At 70.7% G+C, this 22,380-nt stretch carries 11 protein-coding genes; 3 read left to right on the plus strand and 8 right to left on the minus strand.

Annotated elements, in window-relative coordinates; all coding sequences use genetic code 11:
* The first annotated feature begins 8 nt into the window (after nucleotides 1–8).
* Nucleotides 9–2,126 carry a hypothetical protein gene (locus AB0395_RS10690; RefSeq protein WP_366279058.1) on the plus strand — a complete coding sequence of 706 codons (2,118 nt, stop codon included), beginning with the start codon at nucleotides 9–11 and terminating at the stop codon, nucleotides 2,124–2,126.
* 220 nt (nucleotides 2,127–2,346) lie between these two features.
* On the opposite strand, the gene nrfD is transcribed toward AB0395_RS10690, so the two are convergent.
* The 7 genes from nrfD to AB0395_RS10725 are packed head-to-tail and all read right to left on the minus strand — an operon-like array spanning nucleotide 2,347 to nucleotide 17,028.
* Entirely contained in the window at nucleotides 2,347–3,339 is a 993-nt protein-coding gene (gene nrfD / locus AB0395_RS10695) for an NrfD/PsrC family molybdoenzyme membrane anchor subunit (RefSeq protein ID WP_366279060.1), read from the minus strand.
* Complete coding sequence (locus AB0395_RS10700) at nucleotides 3,336–4,169, minus strand: 4Fe-4S dicluster domain-containing protein (RefSeq protein WP_366279063.1); 834 nt, start codon at nucleotides 4,167–4,169, stop codon at nucleotides 3,336–3,338. Before AB0395_RS10700 ends, nrfD begins: the two co-directional genes overlap by 4 nt.
* The gene (gene fdh / locus AB0395_RS10705; RefSeq protein ID WP_366279065.1) at nucleotides 4,162–7,371 is read right to left on the minus strand and encodes a formate dehydrogenase; all 3,210 of its coding nucleotides are present in this window, start codon (nucleotides 7,369–7,371) and stop codon (nucleotides 4,162–4,164) included. Before fdh ends, AB0395_RS10700 begins: the two co-directional genes overlap by 8 nt.
* 58 nt (nucleotides 7,372–7,429) lie before the next feature.
* Complete coding sequence (locus tag AB0395_RS10710) at nucleotides 7,430–8,899, minus strand: hypothetical protein (RefSeq protein WP_366279067.1); 1,470 nt, start codon at nucleotides 8,897–8,899, stop codon at nucleotides 7,430–7,432.
* 19 nt (nucleotides 8,900–8,918) lie between these two features.
* On the minus strand, nucleotides 8,919–12,347 hold the full coding sequence (locus AB0395_RS10715) for a hypothetical protein (RefSeq protein WP_366279069.1): 3,429 nt from the start codon (nucleotides 12,345–12,347) through the stop codon (nucleotides 8,919–8,921).
* Nucleotides 12,344–14,956: a hypothetical protein gene (locus AB0395_RS10720; protein ID WP_366279071.1), complete on the minus strand. Its 2,613-nt coding sequence runs from the start codon at nucleotides 14,954–14,956 to the stop codon at nucleotides 12,344–12,346. The genes AB0395_RS10715 and AB0395_RS10720 overlap by 4 nt, the downstream gene beginning before the upstream one ends.
* Nucleotides 14,953–17,028, minus strand: a complete 2,076-nt coding sequence (locus tag AB0395_RS10725) for a DUF4407 domain-containing protein (protein ID WP_366279073.1) — start codon at nucleotides 17,026–17,028, stop codon at nucleotides 14,953–14,955. Before AB0395_RS10725 ends, AB0395_RS10720 begins: the two co-directional genes overlap by 4 nt.
* Nucleotides 17,029–17,849: 821 nt before the next feature.
* Here AB0395_RS10725 and AB0395_RS10730 point away from each other — a divergent pair.
* Both AB0395_RS10730 and AB0395_RS10735 read left to right on the plus strand, forming a co-directional pair.
* A complete protein-coding gene (locus tag AB0395_RS10730; protein ID WP_366279075.1) occupies nucleotides 17,850–18,521 on the plus strand; it encodes a pyridoxamine 5'-phosphate oxidase family protein in 672 nt (223 codons plus the stop codon).
* On the plus strand, nucleotides 18,518–19,567 hold the full coding sequence (locus AB0395_RS10735; RefSeq protein WP_366279077.1) for a zinc-binding alcohol dehydrogenase family protein: 1,050 nt from the start codon (nucleotides 18,518–18,520) through the stop codon (nucleotides 19,565–19,567). Before AB0395_RS10730 ends, AB0395_RS10735 begins: the two co-directional genes overlap by 4 nt.
* A gap of 119 nt (nucleotides 19,568–19,686) precedes the next feature.
* Here the strand turns inward: AB0395_RS10735 and AB0395_RS10740 are convergent, their stop codons facing one another.
* On the minus strand, nucleotides 19,687–22,071 hold the full coding sequence (locus AB0395_RS10740) for a M4 family metallopeptidase (RefSeq protein ID WP_366279079.1): 2,385 nt from the start codon (nucleotides 22,069–22,071) through the stop codon (nucleotides 19,687–19,689).
* Nucleotides 22,072–22,380: the final 309 nt, after the last annotated feature.

Below are 22,380 nucleotides of genomic sequence, written 5' to 3' on the forward strand. Positions count from 1 at the left end.
TGCCGCTCGTGGACAACCTTGAAAGCCTCGTCATCGCCAGGCGGCTACGCGTCCCTATCGGTGCCCCTGCCGGCTCCACGCCGGGCTGGGGAGAGGTGGCCGCCCGCCAACTCGACGCCGCGTTGTTGAGTGTTGGCTTCAAGTGCTCGGCGGCCCTGCTTGACCGCCTGTCGAGGCTGCGCGGAGAGACCGTGGTGGACCTCGGCGTACGAATCCTGGCTGCCGTCCGCAGTCTGGTGGGCGATCACGTCCAGCACAATGCCTACTTCATCGACTTTCCCAAGAACGTGCCCGACACGCTGGAGTTCTGGGTCGGCTTGTTGCGTGAGGTCCTGCTGGATCCGGTCGCTGCCGCGCGTGTCCAGCCGCCGGTGCTCAATCTGCTGGCTCTGCCGGGCTATGGCCGCTACCAGCACACTTACGCTGACCTGCTGACCGCTCACGACGAGCTGATCCCGCTGGCCGGGGATCGGGTGACGGTGCTGGAGCTGGGCGCAAGCCTGGAGGTGGAGGCGCGGGAGCTGTACTTCTCACTGGCGGGCTCGGAGGTGCCGCTGGCCGTTGAGGACTTGGCGGCGCTGCGGTTGCTGGCGTCGTTCTGCACCGACCAGCCGGAGCACGTCCCCGTGCGGGAGAACCGGGCCATCGTCAACGAGGTACGGCTGGCCGCCGATCAACCGCTGCTGGTTGACACGGTGACCGATGTGCTGCGGCTCGCCTGTGGCTGCTCCGGTGGCGATGTCACGCTGGCCACCCCCACCAGGTTCCGTTCGTTCCGCCGTGCCGAACGCCGTGCCCTTTTGCAGGCCCTGGACGCTGTCGCCTCCCCGGCCAAGCTTGGCGATGTGCCACGCTACCGGGAGCAGTGGAAGCGACTCGGTGAGCGGCTGCACCCTCACGAGTATCCGCACCTGCCGCGGGCCGTCCAGGTCTTCGAGGTGGCCAGGGGCGCACGTAAGGCTGCCAGCTTCGACAGCCGCGTTGAGGCTGCCCTGTCGACGGGCCGAAGCGACGACGCGGTGGAGCTGCTGGAGAAGGCGCCGGGTGCGCTGCTACGCCGCCTGGACCATTTGCTGCGGACCGGCGCATCCACCTCGTCAGTGCTGGACGCTGCGGAAAGAGCCGCAGCGGGCGCCTCTGGCCGTGTGCTGCTGTCCCTGCGTGAGCACCTGCAGAACCGGCTCGCCCCCGCCGCCGGCCGTGTGTTCGTCAACCGGCACGGCAAGGCGTGGGCGGCAGGCGACTCCCGTTCGCCGCTTGAGAAGGAAGTCCTGTCGCGGGCCCTGACCATCCTGGACGAGGAGATCACCTGCCGCCTGCCCGACCCCGGCGAGCTGATCGTCGATCCCGACGTGCTTGATGTCGCCCTGCCGTTGTCCGGCAAGGCTGTCTCGCCTGGGCTGGGCATGCTGCCCCGAGGCTCCCTGTCGGCGGTGGACGGCGAGCTGCTGCGCTTCTTCGTCCACTGGCGTCAGGTTGAGCAGCGCACCGACTACGACCTGTCCGCGCTCATGCTGGATGCCTCCTACGACAACGCGACGCACGTTTCCTGGACGAACTACTCCAACGGCTTCGCTGAATACTCCGGCGACCTCACTGAGGCGCCGGCACCACATGGCGCGTCGGAGTTCATCAACATCCGCCTCGCCGCGGCGACCCAGCCAATCATCATTCCGCAGGTCAACATCTTCGCCGGTGAGCGCTTCGACGAGGCCGCTGAGGCGTTCTTCGGCTACATGACCAGGGATGCCGCGCAGGAGGGGCGCCCGTTCGAGCCGCGCACCGTGCGCATGAAGTCCGACCTGCGCGGGTCGGGTCAGGTCGCCCTGCCGCTCGTCTTCCTCCGCGGTGAGGACGGCGGATGGCGGGTGAAATGGCTGCACCTCTATCTGAAGGGGCACCCCGGCTTCAACCAGGTGGAAGGCAACCGGGTCACGACCGCCCTACTGGTGCGTTCGATCGTGGAGCGCGACTACCTGCGGGTGCGCTACCTGGCCGACCTACTGCGCGCGAAGGAGTCTTCTGGCGGGCACGCCACCTACATCGGGCTGGAGGCTCCGGCCGATCTGCCGCCGGGGGCGCGGGTGTACACGCCGGGGACACTGCATGAGCTGATCCCTGCCTGATAGTGTGAAGAACGCGAGGCCATGGAAGGGCTTCCTTCTCACCTCTTTGGAAGTCTCTAGCCTTTCCGCTTTCCTCGCATTCCGGTCGTGAGGCCATTCAAGGGCTTCCTTCTCACTGGTTCGAATCCAGGCAGGCCCCATGGGCCTACCGGCATCTAGTCCTCGGGCTTTCCTCACGACCGGTCAGAACGCCTCTGGCGATCGCCTTGCGCCCCCGGTCTCACCGCCGGGCGGGGACCGACGCGGGCTCCCCTGCATCGAGGCGGCGGCGCTGGGGGACCACGGTGTACTTCGGGTCGGCGGCCGACGCCTTGCCCGCCTCCAGAACGCCGAAGCGGGTGCACAGCGCGCCTGCGGTGAGGGCGACCCCGGACAGGCCGGTCAGGACGCGGCTGCGCCCGGCCACCGCGGCGAGCAGGCCTCCGCCGACCGTCAGGGCCCGGGCGGCCCGCATCCTACGCCCCGCCTTGCCCAGCCGGTACGGCTCACCGACCAGGCCGAGCCGCCGCTCCATCACCACGCCCGCCACCGTCTCTGCGACGGCTCCCAGCACGGCGGCGGCCCTGGCGGGAGCCGCCTGCGCGCGGGGCGTCGTCAGCATGCCCGCGGCGCCCGCGCTGGCCAGCGCGCTCCCGGCGAACAGGAACGGCAACTCCCTGTGCGCCTCATGCCAGGCGGGCACGGCGGTGTCCGCGAGCAGGACGGCGGTGTAGGTGGACATCAGCGGGCCGGTGAGCGCGGTGACCACGGCCGCGGCGTCACCGGCGGCGGGCAGGAGAGCCGCGACCGCGGGGACGCGCAGGATCGCGGTCGCCCTGGAGGCGGGCAGCACGGGTCCGAGCGCGGACGCGGCGGCCAGCGCGGTCAGCCCGCCGTGTACGGCCAGCAGCCACGACCCCATGCTCATCGGGGAGGTCGGCTTGAACACGCGCATCATGTTGAGGAACCGCTCGGGCCTGCCCAGCTCGGCGACCAGGAACGCCGCGCCCGTGGTCGCCCCGAGCGCGGCGGTGACCCTGGCGGTCAGGGCGAGACGGGCGTTCCCCCCGGCCCCGGCGGCGAGCGCCATCGCGGAGGCGGCTCCGGACAGGCCACCGAGGTAGAGGTAGACCGGCATGTGGGGTTCGTGCCAGACGGGAGATTTGATGATCGGTTGCCCGTAGTAGGACCTGAACTCGGCCTCGGGGACCATCGCCTCCTCGCCGCGCCTCACCGGCCCCTCCTCGTGCTCAGGAAGGACACCGCGACGGCTCCGGCCAGGGACAGCGCCGCGCCTGCGGCCCACCGCCACATCGCGGGCAGGTCTCTGGTCGTGACGACCGGGTCGGGGGGCAGGCCGTACACCTCCGGTTCGTCGAGCAGCAGGAAGAACGCCCCGTCCCCGCCGACGCCGTCCTCAGGGCTGGCGCCGTACAGGCGGGCCTGCGGCCTGCCCTCCCCGCGCAGCCGCTCGACGCGTTCCTCGGCTCTGGCCCGTAGTTCGTCCAGGGGCCCGAACTGGATGGAATCGGTCGGGCACGCCTTGGCGCACGCGGGTTCGAGGCCGCCGAGCTGGCGGTCGTAGCACATCGTGCACTTGAACGCCCTGCCGTCGCGTTCCCGCCGGTCGATCACCCCGTACGGGCAGGCGGGCACGCAGTATCCGCAGCCGTTGCAGACGTCCGCCTGCACGACCACCGTGCCGAACTCGGTGCGGAACAGCGCTCCGGTCGGGCAGACGTCCAGGCATGCCGCGTGCGTGCAGTGCTTGCACACGTCGGACGACATCAGCCAGCCCTCGATGCCCTCCTGGCCGTCCGCGGGCTCACCGGCGCGCTCTCCGGGGCCCGGCGGCTCCTCCTGCCGCCGTACCACGCGGGACTGCTCGATGAAGGCCACGTGGCGCCAGGTGTCGGCCCCCAGGGCGCCGGTGTTGTCGTACGAGGTCGCCCTGAAGACGAACCCGTCGTCGGGCACGTCGTTCCACTCTTTGCAGGCCACCTCGCACGCCTTGCAACCGATGCAGACGCTCGTGTCGGTGAAGAACCCCATCCGCTCAGCCATCGCGGTACTCCTGGATCAGTTCGAGCAGTGCCCTGCCCGTGGGACGCCTGCCGGGCCGCAGGTAACAGGTGACGGCCTTGCTCTCCTGGATGTAGACGTTCGGGTCGAGCACGATGGGCAGCAGGTCGTTGGCGGCGTCGCCGGTCACCAGGCCACCGCTGCCCCAGCCCCAGTGGTAGGGCAGCCCGACCTGGTGGACCGTACGGCCTTGCAGGCGGAGCGGGCGGACCCGCTCGGTGACCAGAACGCGGGCCTCGATCGCGGTGCGGGTCGTCACGATGGTCGCCCAGCCCCCGTTGACCAGCCCGAGCTGCTCCGCGAGCTGTGGCGAGACCTCGCAGAACAGCTCGGGCTGCAGCTCGGCCAGGTAGGCGAGCGGCCTGCTCATGGCGCCCGCCGTGTGATGCTCGGTGAGCCGGTAGGTCGTGAGCACGTACGGGAAGCGCGGCGACCCCGGCGGGTTGTACGGCGTCTCGGCGCGGTGGTAGATCCGACGCGCCGGGTTGGCCCGCTGGCCGTACAGCGGGTTGCGCAGCGGCGACTCGTGGGGCTCGTAGTGGGCGGGCAGCGGCCCGTCGGCCAGGCCCGCGGGGGCGAACAGCCAGCCCTTGCCGTCGGCCTGCATGATGAACGGGTCGGTCCCGGCCAGCGCCGCTTCGGCCAGGGCGCCGTCGGGCGGCAGGTAGTCCGGCGGCTTGTCCTTCTCGAAGTCGGGCACGTCGTGCCCGGTCCACTCGCCCTTCTCCGCGTCCCACCAGACATAGGCCTTGCGCTCGCTCCAGGGGCGGCCCTCCGGGTCGGCCGAGGCCCGGTTGTAGAGGGTGCGCCGGTTGGCGGGCCACGCCCAGCCCCATTCGGGGGCGACCCAGCTCTGCTCACGTCCCGGCTTGCGCCTGGCCGCCTGGTTGACCTCGTCGGCGTAGACGCCGCAGTAGATCCAGCAGCCGCACCGAGTTGAGCCGTCGGGCTTGAGCTCGGTGTAGGCCGACAGCGCCCGCCCTTCGGGGCCGGTGCCGTTGATCTCGCGCAGCACGGCCTCCGCTGAGGGTTCTGCGTGCTCCCCCTCCTCCGGGTAGTCCCAGGTCAGCTCGTGCAGCGGGCGGTCGATCTCGTCGTCGGACAGGCGCGCCCTGAGGCGTTTGCCGAGGTGGTAGTAGAACGACAGCTCGCTGCGGCAGTCGCCGGGCGGGTCGAGCGCCTTGTGCCGCCACTGCAGCAGCCGCTGGGTGTTGGTGAAGGTGCCCTCCTTCTCCACGTGGCTCGCGGCGGGCATGAAGAACACCTCGGTCGCGATGTCCTCCGTGCGCATCTCCCCGGTCTCCAGCTCGGGGCCGTCCTTCCAGAACGTGGCCGTCTCGACCAGGGTCAGGTCGCGCACCACCAGCCAGTCGAGGTTGGCCAGCCCGAGGCGCTGCGCCTTGCCGCCAGAGGAGCCGACGGCGGGGTTCTCCCCGACCACGAAGTAGCCCTTCACGGTGCCGTCGATCTGGCCCATCACGGTCGTGTAGTGGCCGTGGTCGCCGGTGATGCGGGGCAGGTGGCCGAAGCAGAAGTCGTTGTCCTCCGTCGCCGCCTCGCCCCACCACGCCTTGAGCAAGCTCACCATGTAGGAGCGCTTCCCGCCCCAGAAGCCCGTGTCCGCGCCCGCGTGGGCCAGGTAGCCGTCCAGGTCCTCGTGCCGGTGGGCGTGCGGCATCGGCAGGTAGCCCGGCAGGATGTTGAACAGCGTCGGGATGTCGGTCGAGCCCTGGATGCTGGCGTGGCCGCGCAGCGCCAGGATGCCGCCGCCGGGGCGGCCCATGTTGCCCAGCAGCAGTTGCAGGATCGCGGCCGTGCGGATGTACTGCGCGCCGACGGTGTGCTGGGTCCAGCCGACCGAGTACACCCACGCGGTGGTGTGCTCCCGTCCCGAGTTGGCCGTGACCGCCTCGGCCAGCTCTGCGAAGCCGTCCCGCGGGATGCCGCACACCTCCTCGACCAGTTCCGGGGTGTAGCGCGCGAAGTGCCGCTTGAGGATCTGGTAGACGCAGCGCGGGTGGCGCAGCGTCGGATCCGCCGACGGCCTGGCCTGCGCCTGCGCGCCGCCAGAGCCGTACTGCTCGGCCCCCGCCGCCTCCGCGTGGCGCGCGCCGCCTTCCAGCTGCTCCCCGCCCTCCAGCTGCTCGCTGCGCTGACCGGCGGCGGCCTCCTCGCTCACGCCCTCGTAGGCCCAGGTGGACGGGTCGTACCTACGCGTCTCGGGGTCGAATCCGGAGAACAGCCCGTCGAGATCCTCGGTGTCCCTGAACTCGCCGGAGACGATCGTCGAGGCGTTGGTGTAGGCCAGCACGTACTCGCGGAAGTCGAGCTCGTTGACCAGCACGTGGTTGATCAGCGCGCCGAGCAGGACGATGTCACTGCCGGCGCGGATCGGCAGGTGCCGGTCGGCGATCGCGCTGGTGCGGGTGAAGCGCGGGTCGACGTGGAACACCTTCGCCCCCGCCGCTTTGGCCTCGACCACCCACTGGAACCCCACCGGATGGCATTCGGCCATGTTCGAGCCCTGGATGACGATGCAGTCCGCGTTCGCGAGGTCCTGCTGGAAGTCCGTCGCGCCGCCGCGCCCGAAGCTGGTCCCCAGACCGGGGACGGTCGAGGAGTGTCAAATACGCGCCTGGTTCTCGACCTGGATCGCGCCGAGGGCGGTGTAGAGCTTCTTCATCAGGTAGTTCTCTTCGTTGTCCAGCGTCGCCCCGCCCAGGCTGGCGATGCCCATCGTGCGCCGGACGACCTTGCCGTCCTCCTCCTGCTGCCAGGTCTCCCGCCGGGTGCGGAGCACCCGGTCGGCGATCATGTCCATCGCGGTCTCGAGGTCGAGCCTCTCCCACTGGGTGCCGTGGGGCCGCCGGTAGAGCACGTGCGTCTGCCTGCCGGGATGGGTGACCAGCTGCTTGCTCGCCGACCCCTTCGGGCAGAGCCTGCCCCGGGAGATGGGCGAGTCCGGGTCACCCTCGATCTGGGTGACTCGGCCGTCCTTGACGTAGACGAGCTGGCCGCATCCGACCGCGCAGTAGGGGCAGACCGATCGGGCGACGCTGTCGGCCTCCTCGGTCCTGGGCCTCAGCGCGTCCGTGCGCGCGGAACGGGCGGCCTCGGCCCTGGCGTTGCCTCCCCTGAGCTGCCGGAGAACCGGCCAGCGGGAGATCCATCCCCCCTGTGCCATGTTGCGGGTCTTACCCGGCGGTATATGCCCTAATCATCCTGGAAGGAGCGGTCTCCGGTCAGCGGCGGCGGACGCCGTAGACGACCCGCCCCGAGTCGCCGCTGCCGTTGAACTCCCACGGCAGCCGCAGGGTCCACAGCACCCGGTCGGCATCGGCCTCCTCGACCGGCAGGATCATCTGGGTTCCGCTGAGCTTCCTGCGCAGCGCCCTGTCGTAGGCCCGGCCGTCCAGGACGTCGACCTTGCCCCCCGCGGCCTTGACCGCCTCCAGCACCAGGCCGCGGGAGCGCCGGTACCGTTCGGCCCACCAGCTGTCCGGGGCGGGCAGCGGCAGCGGGAAGAACGAGGAGACGACCTCGTCGACCCAGGCGAGGTACCTGATCTCCAGGTCGCTGCCCGGCTGGAGGTCGTCGAGCTCCCGCAGCCTGGTCCACGCCCGCTCCTGGTACTGGCGGCGGGTCTCGACGTCCAGCCTGATCGGGGTTTGCGTGTCTCGTGCCATCTCGTCCAGGCCGTGGTAGATCCCCGGGTCGAGCTCGGCGACCGCGAACATCGCGACGAGGATGTCGTACATCCGCTCCGCCCTCGGGGACCGCCATCGGCCCTCGCCGGGCCCCCTGGGGTCGCCGAGCCCGGGGAAGCCGATGACGGGCAGCGGCGGGACGACTCCCTCGCCGGGCGTTCCCGCGAACATCCGCGCGAAGTGCTCGCGCTGGGACTCTGCGATGGCGTCCGGCAGCCGCAGGCAGGCCACGTGCAGCCCGATCCACAGTCCTTCGGCCGTGGCCGGTACCTCGTCCGGCTCGCCCAGGTAGACGACGGTGTCCTGGTACAGGCGGTCGAACTCATCCCGCAACCGCACGGTGAGGTCGGCGGACACGTCCCGCTCCCCGGCCGTCCTGGCCGCCGCCGCGCCGGGGATCCCGCCGAGCGTCTCGCCCCCGGCCTCGCCGGACGCCTCGCGAGGCTCATCCCCTCGGCTGTGCTCCCCCGCCTGACGGGCCCGGGTCTCCTGACGGATCAGGGGCTCAGGACGAGCCTGGGTCTCCAGATTGGCCCGGGGTTCCGGATGGGTGAGGGTCTCCGGATGGGTCAGGGTCTCCGGATGGGTCAGGGTCTCCGGGTGGGTCAGGGCGAGCAGCAGGCCGACGAGTCCCAGCACGAGACGGCTCTCCTCCCCCCGTGCCTGCTGCGGGCCTTCGCGGTGGAGCAGGATGAGCAGCTGTCCCGCGAGGTCGCCGAGCGCGCTCCACAGCGGGACGCGCAGCGGGCTCGCCGGGTCGGCGAGCTCGGCGGCGACCGCCTGGTGCAGCCCTCGCCCCGGCACCCTGTGGACGGTGCGGAACCGGCCGATCAGCCCCTGTCCCCTCAGGTAGAGGTCGGTCGGCGTCTGCGCGGCCCGCTGGTCCAGATGGGTGTCCAGCCGCGTGACGACGGCGCGCAGCCGGTCGCGCAGCGGTCCGGCGAACGGCGCGGGCCGCCCGTCCAGGCCGAGCAGGGGTTCGAGCAGATCGTCGAGCGTTTGCATGGTGTCGTCCTGTCGAAGGTCAGTGATCACCGGTGAACGGCTCCCACTCCGGCTTGCCGAACGGGTCACCCGGGTCCATCGCGGCGGTGAACACCGAACCGGGGTAGTCGGCCAGATCGGTGAGCTTGCGGGCCGACAGGTACCGGGGATAGCCGACGTTGATCCGCAACCGTCCCAGGTAGTCGAGGGTGACGTGGTAGCGCACGTGCGCGTCCTTGCGAGGCGCGGACATCCTGAACAGCGGGGAGAGGCGGCCGTACCCGTCGGACCAGAGGAACTCCCAGGTCGCCGCGCCGTGCTCCTGAGCGGGCTGCGGCAGCCAGGCGGGGGCGATCGCCCCGGTGAACACCCTGCCGTCCCCTCCGCTCTCCAGGAGGTAGGAGCGCAGGTGGCGCCTGGTGTCCTCGCCGGGGGCCAGAATCGGGAAGAGCTCGACGGTCGCCCTGTCGTCCAGCGCGTCCGGCGTCCTCCTGACGTGGATGGCGGCGGGCAGCCCGGTGGCCTCGAGATGGTTCCCCCCGCGACCGCCGTTCAGCGCCATCCCGACGTCGCCGACGTCGCCGTCGACGAGGTAGATCGGGCTTCCTCCATGGCACAGGTGAATGACCGGCTCAAGCTCCTGGTTGATCTCGATCTGGAAGCGGATCCTCCCCCAGTCGACGTTGGCGCGGGTGAGCCTGTCCTCCTTGCTGTCGAAGGTGAAACGGCCCCACTCAATGGACTCGCCGTGGTCGCCGCCCAGCTCGCGGTGGATGTGGATGTCCTCCTTCATCGGCCGCCACGCCGTACGGACGGACAGTCGTCCCGTGCGGTCGGCGATGTCGAGCTGGTCTCCCGCGTTGAGCAGCATCCCGACCCGTGTGTCCGCGTTCTGCAGGGAGAAGTCGCACGGAAGGCTCTGGAACAGGTTGTCCACGGCGATGCCGACCACATTCTGGCCCGCCCTCAGCCGCTCGCGGCCGTCGACGTGACGCTCCGCGTCGGCCCCCCAGCCCGGGACCTCCTCGCTCTCGATGTCGGCGTACCGGCTGAAGCTGTGCGCCCAGCAGGCTCCGATGGAGGTGGCCTGCTTGGCGTAGCGGCGCTCGACGACCAGGCGGGGGGTGGGGACGCCGTCGGCGCCGCCCGCGCCGTCCGCGCCGTTCATGGTCAGCTCGCGCAACCGCCTGGCCACGATGCGCTCGACCAGGGGCATCGTGCTGGTCTTGCCGGACAGCGCGACGATGTCGATGGGCTCGTCCGGCTCCCTGCGGCGCTGCGCGCTGAACGTGGTGAGCGCGATGTCGACCGCCGCCGTGATGACGGGGGTCGCCAGGTGCTCGAACTGCTCGGGGAGCAGGGTGACCACGGTGTGCCCGAGCCGGTCGACCAGCGCGGCGGGCGGCCGCGACCGGCCGTCGATGTTGTTGAGCACCTCCTGCAGCTTGGTCTTGGGCAGGGTGTACTCCCTGCCCGCGCCCAGGAGCTTCTTGGCCTGCTCCGCCTCCTGCCACAGCCTGAAGAACGCCCGGCCGGGCACGGCGCGCCCGGCCGCGGCCCCCAACGCCGGGCTGTGCGTGGGCAGCAGGTCCCGCAGCCCCACCCAGACAAGGTCAGGTCTCGGCCCGGGATCGGGATTGGCGATGAAGGCGGGGGCGATCGGGCGCGGGGTGCCGTCGGCGCCGACGTGGGACGCCGGCCAGTGCCGCAGCCACGCGTCCTCGCCGTTTCCCACGCCGCCCCTCGCGTCCTCCGCTCCCAACGCCATCAGCGCGTCCGCGATCTCCGCCTTCAGCCAGTGGAAGACCCGCAGGGTCAACAGGTCGCCGCCGAGCTGCGGATGACCGGTCGAGCCCCGTACCTCGGGACGGATCACGTAGTGACGGCCGAAGAACTCCTCCGCGACGTCCCCCGCGGGAACCTGCCGGTCGAGCAGGTGCAGCGCGAACAGGGCGACGTCCGTCGTCCCACCGCCGATGTCGATGACCAGCATGTTCTGCCGCCAGGCCGGGCGGCCCGGCCGTACTCGCCTCGACCTGGCGCGGAACGGCTCGACGCCGGTGTCGGACTCGCCGCCGAAGTCCCGCATGACGAAGAAGAGCGCCGCGGCGACGGCCTCGTCGAACGTCGTGGTCACCTTGGTCATCCTGAGGCTCGACTGCGCCATCTTCTCCAGCGCGCGGCGCCCGGACGGCGGCAGCGTGGTCGGGTAGGTCAGCACGAGGTGGTTCAGCCCGCGGATTCCCCACTCGGCGGACCGTTTCTCGTTACCGTACTCGATGGTCTTGTCCACCAGGTCGTTGTAGGCGTGCATCAGCAACGTGTCGGTCGTCACCGGCGTCTCGCCGTCCCCCGGCAGGTCGGGCAGGTCACGTCGCCGGGAGAAGGCCCGTTTGAGACCGGGGTAGCCGCGCAGTACCCGGTCGGCCCCGTCGCCGAGCACCGCGCGCAGCGGAGAGCCCTCGAGCACCTTGATCTCGCTGGAGATCTCGGGCGAGTCACCGTCGAAGACGACCTGGTGCAGGTACAGCGAGCCGAGCGCGGGGGTGCCGAAGGCGTCGGCGTAGCAGCTGTCGAGGCTCATCGCGTACGCCGTGCCCAGCTTCTCGTCCATCCGGGAGATCGCCACGTCGAGCTCCTTGCAGAGCACGTCGCGGTAGCGGACCGGCGGGACCGGCAGGTAGTTGACCCCGGGCTGGAGCACCTCGAGGCCCTCCTCCTTGACGGTGACCTGGACGGAGTCACCGGTGCCTGAGAAGCCGAGCAGCGAGTTGAGGCGGGTGGTGAGCCCCTGCACGATGTCGTGGCGGACCCGCGGCCAGTCGGCGCCGTGCGATCCGGCGGGGCCGTCGAGCAGCAGGCGGTTGAACCCCTCGAGCAGCACGTCGAACTGTTGCTCGTCCATCTCGACGCGTTTTCCGCCCGTCCTGTCGTACAGGGTGACGGTCGAGGAGGAGGTGCCGAAGTCGATCGCCGCGTGCCCGAAGAAGCTCTCGTGCCGCCGTGGTTCGCCGATCGGAGCGACCTGCCGCGCGGAGTCCCGGTTGGTGCCCGTCCCCTTGGTGGGACGCGTACCCGGCGGCATGAACCGGAGTTCGAGGGGAAACTCCTGGGGGCTCGATCCGGCCTCGCTGAGCCACCAGGCGACCCTGACGACCCGTTCGCCGCCGAGCCCGAGATCGCCCGCCGGGATCGAGGGACCCTGGACGAGCAGGTAGCGTCCCGGCACCGGGCGCGGACGCCAGCCGGGCAGCGTGTACAGCTCGGCGATCCGCGACGCCACACCATCGCCCGGCGGGTGCGGCGTCGGCCCCTGGACATCTACCGCCTGCGCGACCCCGTCCGGTTCGACGAACACGTCGGGCAGGCGGTACTCCCCGTTCACCTCGAAGATCACAAAAATGCCGGTGGCGGTCTCGTCGCTGCCCTCGGCGTCGTTGGGCCCGGCGAACAGCAGGCGCACGGTCATCGGGTCTTCCCTCCGGGCTCCTCGCCCCACTCGTCGAGCAGGTCACGGATCGGGCCGCCCGAGAGGGTGGCGCGCCTGCTCTCCTGCGCCCCGCGGTGGGTGAGGCGCCTGACGCTCTCCTCCGCCGGTACGGCGTTGCGGAGTTCCTGCAACTCGACGCGGAGCTCCCGGCCCAGACCGACCGCGTCGGCCAGCAGGTGCCGCCGCACGTAGTGGTTGACCGCCGCGACGATGTCCCCGCGCACCCTGAAGATGTTCATCTGGTGGGTGACGACCCTGGCCCCCGCGTCCCCGGCGATGTTCTGACGCCCGTTGTGCCAGGGCAGCGCCTGCGCGGTCCGCAGCGGAAACCGCTCCGCGATCTGCGCCGTCTCCGCCTGCGACACGGGGACGGGCACGGGCAGCAGGCCCGCCGCCGCGCCGGGTAGCCAGTCCATCGCGACCAGGCTGAGCAGGTTGTACCAGCGTGCCTCGCCGCCGTCCCCCGGGTCGAGCGCGGCGAGCAGCCGCTCGACGGGGACCTGCAGCTCGGGGTCCTGAAGCTGCTCACGCACGTGGGCCAGCTCCCGGTGGCGCCGCTCCGCCCAGGACGCGACGGCGTCCAAGTAGATCTCCCTGGCCGCGCCGACGGCCCTGACACAGGTGGGCTCGAACCTGCCGAAGAGCCGCTCCGTGGTGTCGGGAGCGACGGCATCGGCCTCGGTCGGCATCCGGCGCGCGATTCCAAACCCGGAGCGTGGCCCGGCCTCCCTCTGGCTTCTGCCGAGCGGCGGGCCGATCCGGCCGTCGTCCCTGACCCTCTCCCGGTACTGCTGCCACTCCCGCCAGGTGAACACGTCGTAGGTCGCGCCGGCCCGCGCGAGGTCAAGGACGGCGGATCCGTCCCCCGGGGTGATGTGCGTGCCCTCGGCCGAGAGACGTTCCGGGTCGGCCAGCAGCCCAAGGGACCTGACCGTGTGGGAGGTCTCCTCCTCGATCAGCCTGAACAGCGCGGTCAGCGAGCCCGTACCCCGTGTGTCGCCGGGAACGCCGCCGAAGGCCGGGCGCAGCATCCGGTCGAGCGTGCGCAGCGCGACCAGCAGGTCGGCGGCGATCGGCACGACCGCCTCGTGTTTGAGAAACACGCCGTAGGTCCGCACGTGCCGCTCCAGCATGGCGCGCAGCCCGGCGATGCCGCCGTCACGCCCGAACTCCCCGAGCGCCGCGGTGTACGCGTGCCCGGGATCGGTCAGGGACAGGTCGGCGGCGATCCGCTTCCACCGCTCCGCCTGGGCCCCGGCCGCCCCCAGCGACTTCGTGATCTTCTCCCCCTCCTCGCCGCCGCTCTCGTACGGCAGGCCCTGGGTGGCGATCGCGACGAGCGAGGAGGTGAAGGCGACCCGGTCCTCTCTGCGCCCGTTGAGCGTCGTCGCCATCCGGTGCAGGGAGGACAGGTCACGGGAGGAGTCGACCAGGTCGGCCGCGCCCGTGTGCAGGGAGTCGGGCGGCTGGAGCAGGTCGAAGCAGTTGGCCGCGACCAGGATCGACTCGCTGAGCGCGCCCTTGCCCCTGCGGTTGCGTTCCAGCAGCGAGTAGAACTGCCGCGCGTCGTCGCGCTCCGCCCGGTGCGCGGGCAACACGATCACGATGGCGTCGATCTCGTCCAGTTCCCTGACGCTGAGGTACTCGTCGCGGACCGCGGTCGCGCCGAGCCCCGGCAGGTCGCACAGCTCCGCCGCGGAACCGTCGCCGGGCAGCGGCCCCGCCCAGTCCCCCTCCGCGACGGAAACCTGGCAGATCACCCTGCGGATCAGGGTGAAGGTGACCCGCAGCGTCTGCGCCGTCAGCAGGTCGCGGGGGGAGACCGGGAATCCCTGCGCGGTGCGCGGGAAGCTTCGGGGCAGGTCCCTGATGTCCTCGATGTCGAGCGCCTCTTTGAGCATCTCCACCTCGACGGGCAGGACCAGCCCCGAGTGGCCCCCCAGCACGAAGTCCCCGGCGAGTTTGAGCGCGTCGCGGATCCGGGTCAGCTCCAAGGTGATCCCGAGGAGCCGGGAGTTCTCCATCGCCGCCCAGTCCAGGGTGGTCTCCGCCCACCTGTTCAGGGCGTCCCAGCCGTCCCTGACGGGGTTGTAGCCGGTGAGCGCGGAGACGTCCCTGCCGCCCCCGGCCCGCTGCACGGTCCTGACCAGCTCGTTCATGATGTAGTCGACGGCGTCGGCCAGCTCGTCACGGGTGAGGTACTCGATCCTGGCGGCACGCAGCCGTGTCGGCTCCCCCGGCGCGGCCCGCTCGACGCGCAGCACCGTCACATTCCCCGTGGTCGGCGACCCCGAGGTCGGCAGCAGTCCCGGCCTGCCGAGCAGCGTGCCGAGCAACATGGACTTGCCCGCGCTGTACTCCCCGACGATCCCGACGGAAACAGGCTTCGCGCAGCGTTCCCTCAGCTTCGCGGCAAGCCTGGCGGCCTGGTCGTGCGCCTGCCGTACGGCTGTCGCGTCCGGAATCTCCTCCTGGCCGAGCGCGGTCATCGCCCGGTCGGCCAGCACGCGGAAGCGGGCGATCGCCGCCAGATGGTCGGTGGCGGAAGAGGAGGCCGATCCGCCCTGCCCGGCGTGGAAATCGGTCAACGAGACTCCTCAGGAGGTTGGTTGGGATATACGCGCGTCCCCCGAACACTCCGGCCGGAGGAGTTACGGATGCCGTCACGTCCTCGGTCGTAGGTGTCCCGCGTGTTCAGCCGGTCGAGGTCGTACCTCATGTCGATCTTGGCGATGTGGGCGTCGCGCAGCCGCTGCGTCTCGTAGGCCTGGCTATAGGCCTGCTCACGCAGCCGCCGCTCGTAGACGGTCGGCCCGCCGAGGAGCTTGACGCTGAGCGGCAGCAGGTCGAGCAGCAGGATGGTGATCCGCAGCACCCACGGCAGGGCGACGACGACGGGGCTGCCGCTGTTGTCGATGAAGTCGTGGAGCGCCTGCTCCTGGGCGACCCAGCCCGTGTTCCTGCGCACGTCGACGCGTTCGGCCTCCCGGCTCGCGCGCTCGTCGCCCTGGTACTGCTTGAAGTCCCTGCTGACCGAGTCACGGGCCAGGTCGCACCTGCCCTGGGCGGCGACGTACTCCCGCTGGGCCTTGTTGTAATCAGCCTCCAGCTTGGTCGCTATCGGACCGAACCCGATGGTGCCGCTGAGCCCCTCCCCCTTCTTGCCCAGGGACTCGTCCTGCTTCTTCTTCAGCGCGGCGTTTCGCGTGCTCTCCTTGCTCTTGGCGGTGGCGCAGAGCTCGGCCCGGTCGTACTTGGCGTCGAGCTGCTTGCGCTTGTCCTCGTCCGCGGCCTTGAACTTGGCGTCGAGCCGGTCGGTACGCGCGGTCTGGGTGAAGGCGAGCTGGTCGCGGACCTCCGATTGGAAGATGAGCAGCGTCACCGCCTCGGCGATGATGAAGGACACGCCGAGGGCGAGGATCCCGCGCATCACGTAGGTCAGCCAGCCGGGCTTCCTGCTCCTGGTCGCCGGGTCGAGCAGCCCGGTCCCGTCAGTGCCCGACAGCACCTTGCCGTAGCTGGGCTCGGCGACGATCGAGCGGTCGATCCAGAAGATGAGAACGCCCCAGACGGCCGCGAAGGGAAGGATCGCCGGGGAGAACCCTCCGCTGATCACGGAGGCGAAGACCGCGAACATCGTCGTGGCGACGAACGAGACCAGGCAGACGAAGATGCCGATCGTCGAGTAGCGGTACAGCTCGCTGCGGTTCGGGATGAGGGCGGGGTCGGCGCCCGCGCACCACAGGAAGGGGCGCGAGACGAACGGCACCCGGTATCCGGCGACGCCGCTGAACTCGGTGTCGAGCGGGGACGGGGCGTACACCTCGGCCGGGGACGGCCTGCTCACCGGGCCAGGCCGGGGCGCGCGCCTGAACCTGAGCCTTTCCCGCAGCCCGGACAGGGCAGCGGAGAACGGCTCGTACAGAGCGCCGATCCCGCGGGGACGCGCGGGTTCCGGATCCCAGTCGTCGACGCCGGTGCGGCGCTCGCCGAACCCCCCGGGTTCGTCGTGAACGGCCTCGTCACGGATGGTGGAGTAGGTGGCCGTCGGATCGTTGGCGGCCCACTCGCTGTAGTAGGCGCCGGGGCCACCGCCCTGCGGCGCCGCGGAGCCGTTCCCCGGGTCACCGCCGTCACGGGCGGAGCCGCCGTTCAGGCCGCCGCCCGGCCCGTTTTCCTGTGTCCAGGAGCCGTCCTGGTCGCGCCCGAACGAACGGGTACGGCCCGCGTCGTTGCCCGGCGTTCCCGTCCGTGTCTCCGTCCCTGCCGGGTCTTCGCCCGACGTCCCCGTTCCGCCGGGACCGTCAACCGAGGGCGCGGCGCGGCCGATGAAGGCCCGATACGAGCGTGTCCCGTCGGGCCCTCCGGGGAGGGGCGGAGGCGGCCCGCCGGCCTCCTCCGCCTCCCGCACGGGCACGGTCTCCTCGGGTGAGGACCAGATACCGTCATACGAGGGCGGAGCGCCATCACGCGGAGGCGGGGCACCCTCGTCCGTAGGCCCGGCGCCGTCACGCGAGGGCGGAGCGTCCCCGTCCGAGGGCACGGCGCCGTCCCGCCCGTTCCTGGGATACGGTCTGGTCTGGCCGTTTCGCGGGGGCGGGGACCAGGTGAAGTCACTTCCCGGGGCGGCGTAGTCGCGGAACTGATTGTCTTCCGTCATCGACTCAGCAGCACCTCAGGTCCACCGTCACCGCGTGTCTCATCCAACGTCGTGTTTTCCGGCATCTTTCTCCCGATCGACTCCGCCGAACACCGCTCCAGCGGCTGGCCCCCGCCTCAACCCCCCGGCCCCCCGGCCCCCCGAAACCAGCTCCGAACCGTCTGGCCACCGCCCCCCGTGAGCCACACTCGCTCCTGCGCGGACCCCGCCCGGTGCCGGTGCTGAACAATGCGATATGCCCGCCGATCGAATGCATATATATGAGGGTTTGTCTTTCGATCCACGCTTATTCTAAACGAGGGATCTCGGCGAAGGGTTCCGGGACACGCACCAAGAAAACCTTTCAGCAAAAGCCGCAAAACCCCCTCTTTCCGGCACTCTACTACTCAAGGGACAAAAGCGCGCGGAGTGCGGCCCGCGCGGCCGAGGTGAGCTCCGAGCGGGCCGTACGAGGTCACCCCCGCCCACGGAGGCCCAGTCGCAGCACAGGCGACCCGTCACGCTTAATGAGAGCTTGCGCACTTCGCAGCGCCCAGCCTTATCCCGAAGGCAATGCATGCCACCATGATTGCCGAAAAGGCCCTACAGGCTACCCGGTCAGGACCGCGCATGACATGAGCCAGGCAGGATTCATTGAATTGACATCCACCAATGGCCTTTACGATGTAGATTTTGTTAAGTGCCCGCCACGCGGCGGGCCCGGCTCGCCGCCCGGCGGATTAGGGCGGGCCGCCGGGGGGAGGCACGGAAGTGATCCGGGTCGGAGACGGGAGCCCCGCCCCCGCCTCCGGACGGCCTTCACCCTTCCTTTGGAGACTTCGATGACCGAACACATGACGGCACCGGGCGATCTGGGCCGCAGGGTGGCCAGACGGCGCGAGGAACTGGGCCTGAGCCGCGAGCGGCTGGCCGCCCTGGCCGGGATCGACTCCGGATATCTCGCGTACCTGGAGGAGACGGCCGCCTCCCCCACGGTGGAGACCATAAGACGGCTGGCCGCCGCCCTGGAGACCGGAGTGGAGGAGTTGCTCGGCGGGACGGTCGACCTGCCGCCGGGGCGCGGCCTCCGCCGCACCCATCCCCGCCTGGAGAAACTGGAGACCGACGAGTGCCTGCGGCTCATCTCCCCGGGCGGCGTCGGCAGGGTGGCCTTCGACGAGCCGGGCGGACCGGCGATCCTGCCGGTCAACTACATGATGCACGAGGGCGCGCTGGTCTTCCGCGCCTCTTTCGGCGGCACGCTGGACGAGAACCTCCGCACGGGCGTCCGGGGCGTCGAGTTCAAGATCGCGTTCGAGGTCGACCGGATCGACGACGCCAACCGTGAAGGCTGGAGCGTGCTGGTGCGCGGCGGCGCGCACCACGTCACGGCCGACGAGCGGGCCGCGGCCGTCGCCTCCGGGGTCGTCCCGTGGGCGGGCGGCGACCGCGACCTGTACATCAAGATCGTCCCAGTGGAGATCACCGGGCGCCGGATCAGGAACGCCTCTTGAGCCCGGAGGAGGCTCCGTTCCCCGGGGGGACCATGATCCCCCGGGAGATGGACGCCTGGGTGGTCGCCCGCCCGGGGCCGATGGCGTCCCGCCCCCTGGACCGGGTCCGGCTGCCGGTCCCGGTACCGGGTCCCGGCGAGGTGCTGGTCGAGGTCGAGGCATGTGCTGTCTGCCGTACCGACCTGCACCTCGCGGAGGGCGACCTGCCGCCGCGCCGTCCCGGGACCGTGCCCGGTCACGAGGTCGTCGGGCGGGTGGTCGCGCGTGGCCGGGACGCGGAACGGCTCCCGCCCGGCGCCCGGGTCGGGGTGGCCTGGCTCCGCTCGACCTGCGGGCGCTGCCGCTACTGTCTCAGGGGCGCGGAGAACCTCTGCCCGCTGTCCACCTACACCGGCTGGGACGCGGACGGCGGCTACGCCGAATACCTCACCGCCCCGCAGGACTACGTCCACCCGCTGCCGGAGGAAGCGCCCGCGGAGAAGCTGGCCCCGCTGCTGTGCGCCGGGATCATCGGTTACCGGGCCCTGCTCCGCTGCGACCTGCCTCAGCGGGGCCGTCTCGGCATCTACGGCTTCGGCGCCTCGGCCCACCTGACCGCCCAGCTCGCCATCGCGCAGGGCGCGGCCGTGCACGTCATGACCCGCTCGGCGCGGGCCCGTGAGCTGGCTCTGCGTCTCGGGGCCGCCTCCGCTGGAGACGCGGCGCAGGCCCCGCCGGAACCGCTGGATGCCGCGATCCTGTTCGCCCCGGCCGGGGAACTGGTGCCGGTCGCCCTGGAGGCCCTGGACCGGGGCGGCACGCTCGCCGTCGCGGGCATCCATCTCAGCGACATCCCGTCACTGGACTACCAGCGCCACCTGTTCCAGGAGCGGACGCTGCGCAGCGTCACCGCGAACACCCGCGCCGACGCCCGCGCGTACCTGGACCTCGCCTCGGCCCATCCCCCGGAGGTCACGACGGTCCCCTATCCCTTCGACGCCGCGGACCGTGCGCTGGGCGACCTGGCCGCCGACCGCGTCGAGGGCGCCGCCGTGCTGCTGTGGTGATCCCGCCACGGTCCCGGAATCCGCGGGAAACGCGAAGGGGAACGACAAAAAGGTACGGCGGGCGGCCATGCCCGCCCGCCGTACCCGGTATTCGGTTATCTAGAGGATCCGGCTAGTGCCTAGAGGCGCTGCCAGAGAGCCGGGACGTTCGGCGGGTCCCAGCCGGGCAGGGAGGTGTGGCTCTGGAGGCAGCGGTACCTGACGCCGCTGTAGGTGACGATGTCACCGGCGTTGTACTGCTTCCACTCCTTCCAGTCCGTGCCGCCCTGGTCACTGTTGACGGTGAGGGTGAAGGTCGCCGCGTGGCTGACCGAGGCGCCCGCGCCGTTGAGGGTGATCGTGTAGGTGCCCGCCGGGGTGGTCGACGAGGTGGCGATCGAGACCGAGGAGGACTGGCCCGAGTTGATGGTGGGCGAGCCGAAGCTCACGGTGGTGCCCGTGGGGGCGCCGCTGGCGGTCAGCGAGACGCTCTGCGCGTTACCGGAGGTGACCGTGGTGGACAGGGTCGCGTTGGTCGACCCACCGGGCTGAACGGTCGCCGACGACGGGTTGACGGCGACCGAGAAGTCGTCCTGGCCCGGGTTGTCGGTGGTGACGGTGAGGGTGAAGGTCGTCGCGTGGCTGATCGAGGCGCCCGCACCGTTGATGTTGATCGTGTACCGGCCCGCCGGGGTGCTCGCCGAGGTGGCGATCGAGACCGAGGAGGACTGGCCCGAGGTGATGGTGGCCGGGCTGAAGCTCACGGTGGTGCCCGTGGGGGCGCCGGTGGCGGTCAGCGCGATGCTCTGCGCGTTACCGATGGTCGTGGTGTTCACGGTGGTCGTGGTGGACGCGCCCACCTTGACGCTCGCCGCGGACGGGTTCGCCGTGATCGTGAAGTCGTTCTGGTTCTGGGTGCAGGTGGGCTCGTTGGAGCCGGCCGGGACGCTGACGGCGGTCCAGGCGGCCTTGACCGCGTTGAACTCGACGCAGCTGTTCGGGAACTGGGTCTTGGCAGCGGCCAGCGTCTGGGCGCGAGCCTGGGCGTGGGTCCGGCTGCTGGAGGTCCGCAGCTGCAGCGAGGCCAGGTAGATCGCGCCGGCCTTCTGGATGCCGATGCCGGTCAGGCTGGACGGGCCGGAGCAGACCGGGCTGGTCGGCTTGCCGCCACCGGGGTTGGTGCCCTCGGCGACCAGGTAGAACCAGTGGTTCTGCGGGCCGGCCGCGGCGTGCACCTCGGTGTTGGGGATCGAGGAGCTGTAGCAGTTCGGGTCGCCGCTGTGCTGCGAGGGCTGGTACATGTAGCGGATCGGGCCCTGGCCGACCAGGTTGACCTCTTCGCCGACGGTGTAGTCCGGCGGGTCGTTGGGGTTGTTGGCGTAGGCCTCGAGCAGGGCGCCGAAGATGTCACCGGTGGACTCGTTGAGGCCGCCGTCCTCGTTGCCGCCGCCGCCCCCGCCACCGGAACCGGCGAACTGGTAGATGGCGTGGCCGTACTCGTGGCCCACGACGTCCATCGGGGTGGCCTGCTGGTTGTTGGCCTGGTTGTGGCCGAAGTTGGTGTAGGAGCCGTTCCAGAACGCGTTGACGTCGTTCAGGCCGACGCGCGCCGGGTAACCGCCACCACGGCCGTTGATGCCGTTGTAGTTGAACCACTCCTTGAGCATGTCCCATTCCTTCTGTGCCGCGTAGTACGCGTCGACACAGGCGGTCTCAAGGTTGGTTCCCTGGCCGTTGCCCCAGGAGTCGGTGCTCTTGGTGTACGGCGAGCCGTTCTGGCCACCACACGCCAGGCCGCTGCGGGTGCCGTCCCGCATCGTGAACCCGGAGCTGGTGGTGATGTTGACCTGGCCGTTGTAGAAGCCCTGGCCGGTGCCCATCTTGACCGCGTCCCACTTGCTCAGGATCGAGCCGTTCAGCGCGTCGACGTAGACGTGCTGGACGCTCGGGGCGGTCTTGGAGCTGCCGCTGACGACCACTTCCCAGGCCATGCGGGGCGCGCCCGCCTCCGGCAGCGCGTGCACGACCAGCTTGGGCGTGCTGACGCTGTCGACCTTGGCCAGCAGGGTACGGGCCTTGCTGGCGGCCTTCGCCGCGGACACCGTGGTCTTGGTGTCCAGCGTCAGCTCGGTCTTCTGCGCGGTGTCGACGGTCGCGACCTTCAGCCCCGCGCCGTCGGTGGAGACCACGACCCCGCCGCCGTAGACCGGCACACCGCGGTAGGTGCGGTTGTAGGTGAAGAACTGCATGCTGCCGACCGAGGTCGTCTTCTCCAAGGAGAAGACGTCGTCCTCGCCCTTGGCCAGGTTGTCGGCCTCGGCGGCGAGGGCCTTGTCCGCGAGCGCGGCGCCGCGCTTACGCCCCTCGGAGCTCGGCGGGGTGAGGCCGAACGGGTCCGACGTTATGGTGCGGGCACCGGCGTTGGCCGGCGCCGCGGTGGCACTCGTGGCGCTCACGATCGACGTAGTGGTCATGGCTGCGATCGCCAGCATGGCGACCGCGCCCAGTTTGACCTTGGGATTCACGCGGGGTGACTCCTCTCGGTGTCCCTTGGGGGGTTAGAGGGATGCAAGGAGCCCTGACACTTGGGCTGGACCAAAGCTGACACCGAGGGGGCATGGCGGAGTACCCCACGAAATTCCATAACTTCGCCATATAGCGGGTTGTGGGTGCGAAAACGCTATCGGGGGGCGTCATTCTTCCACCCCGGCACCGGCGCCCGCGACGGCCTCCGGCGCGAAACCCCGCCATGAGCCCGCCGAAACCCGGGGGCGGCCGCGACGGGAGCGCAGGCCTGCCGCCGCCGCGCGGAAGGGGACGCGCAGGGACAGATT

The sequence above is a fragment of the Streptosporangium sp. NPDC051023 genome (assembly GCF_040689595.1).
In the GTDB taxonomy this organism is placed as follows: Bacteria; Actinomycetota; Actinomycetes; order Streptosporangiales; family Streptosporangiaceae; genus Streptosporangium.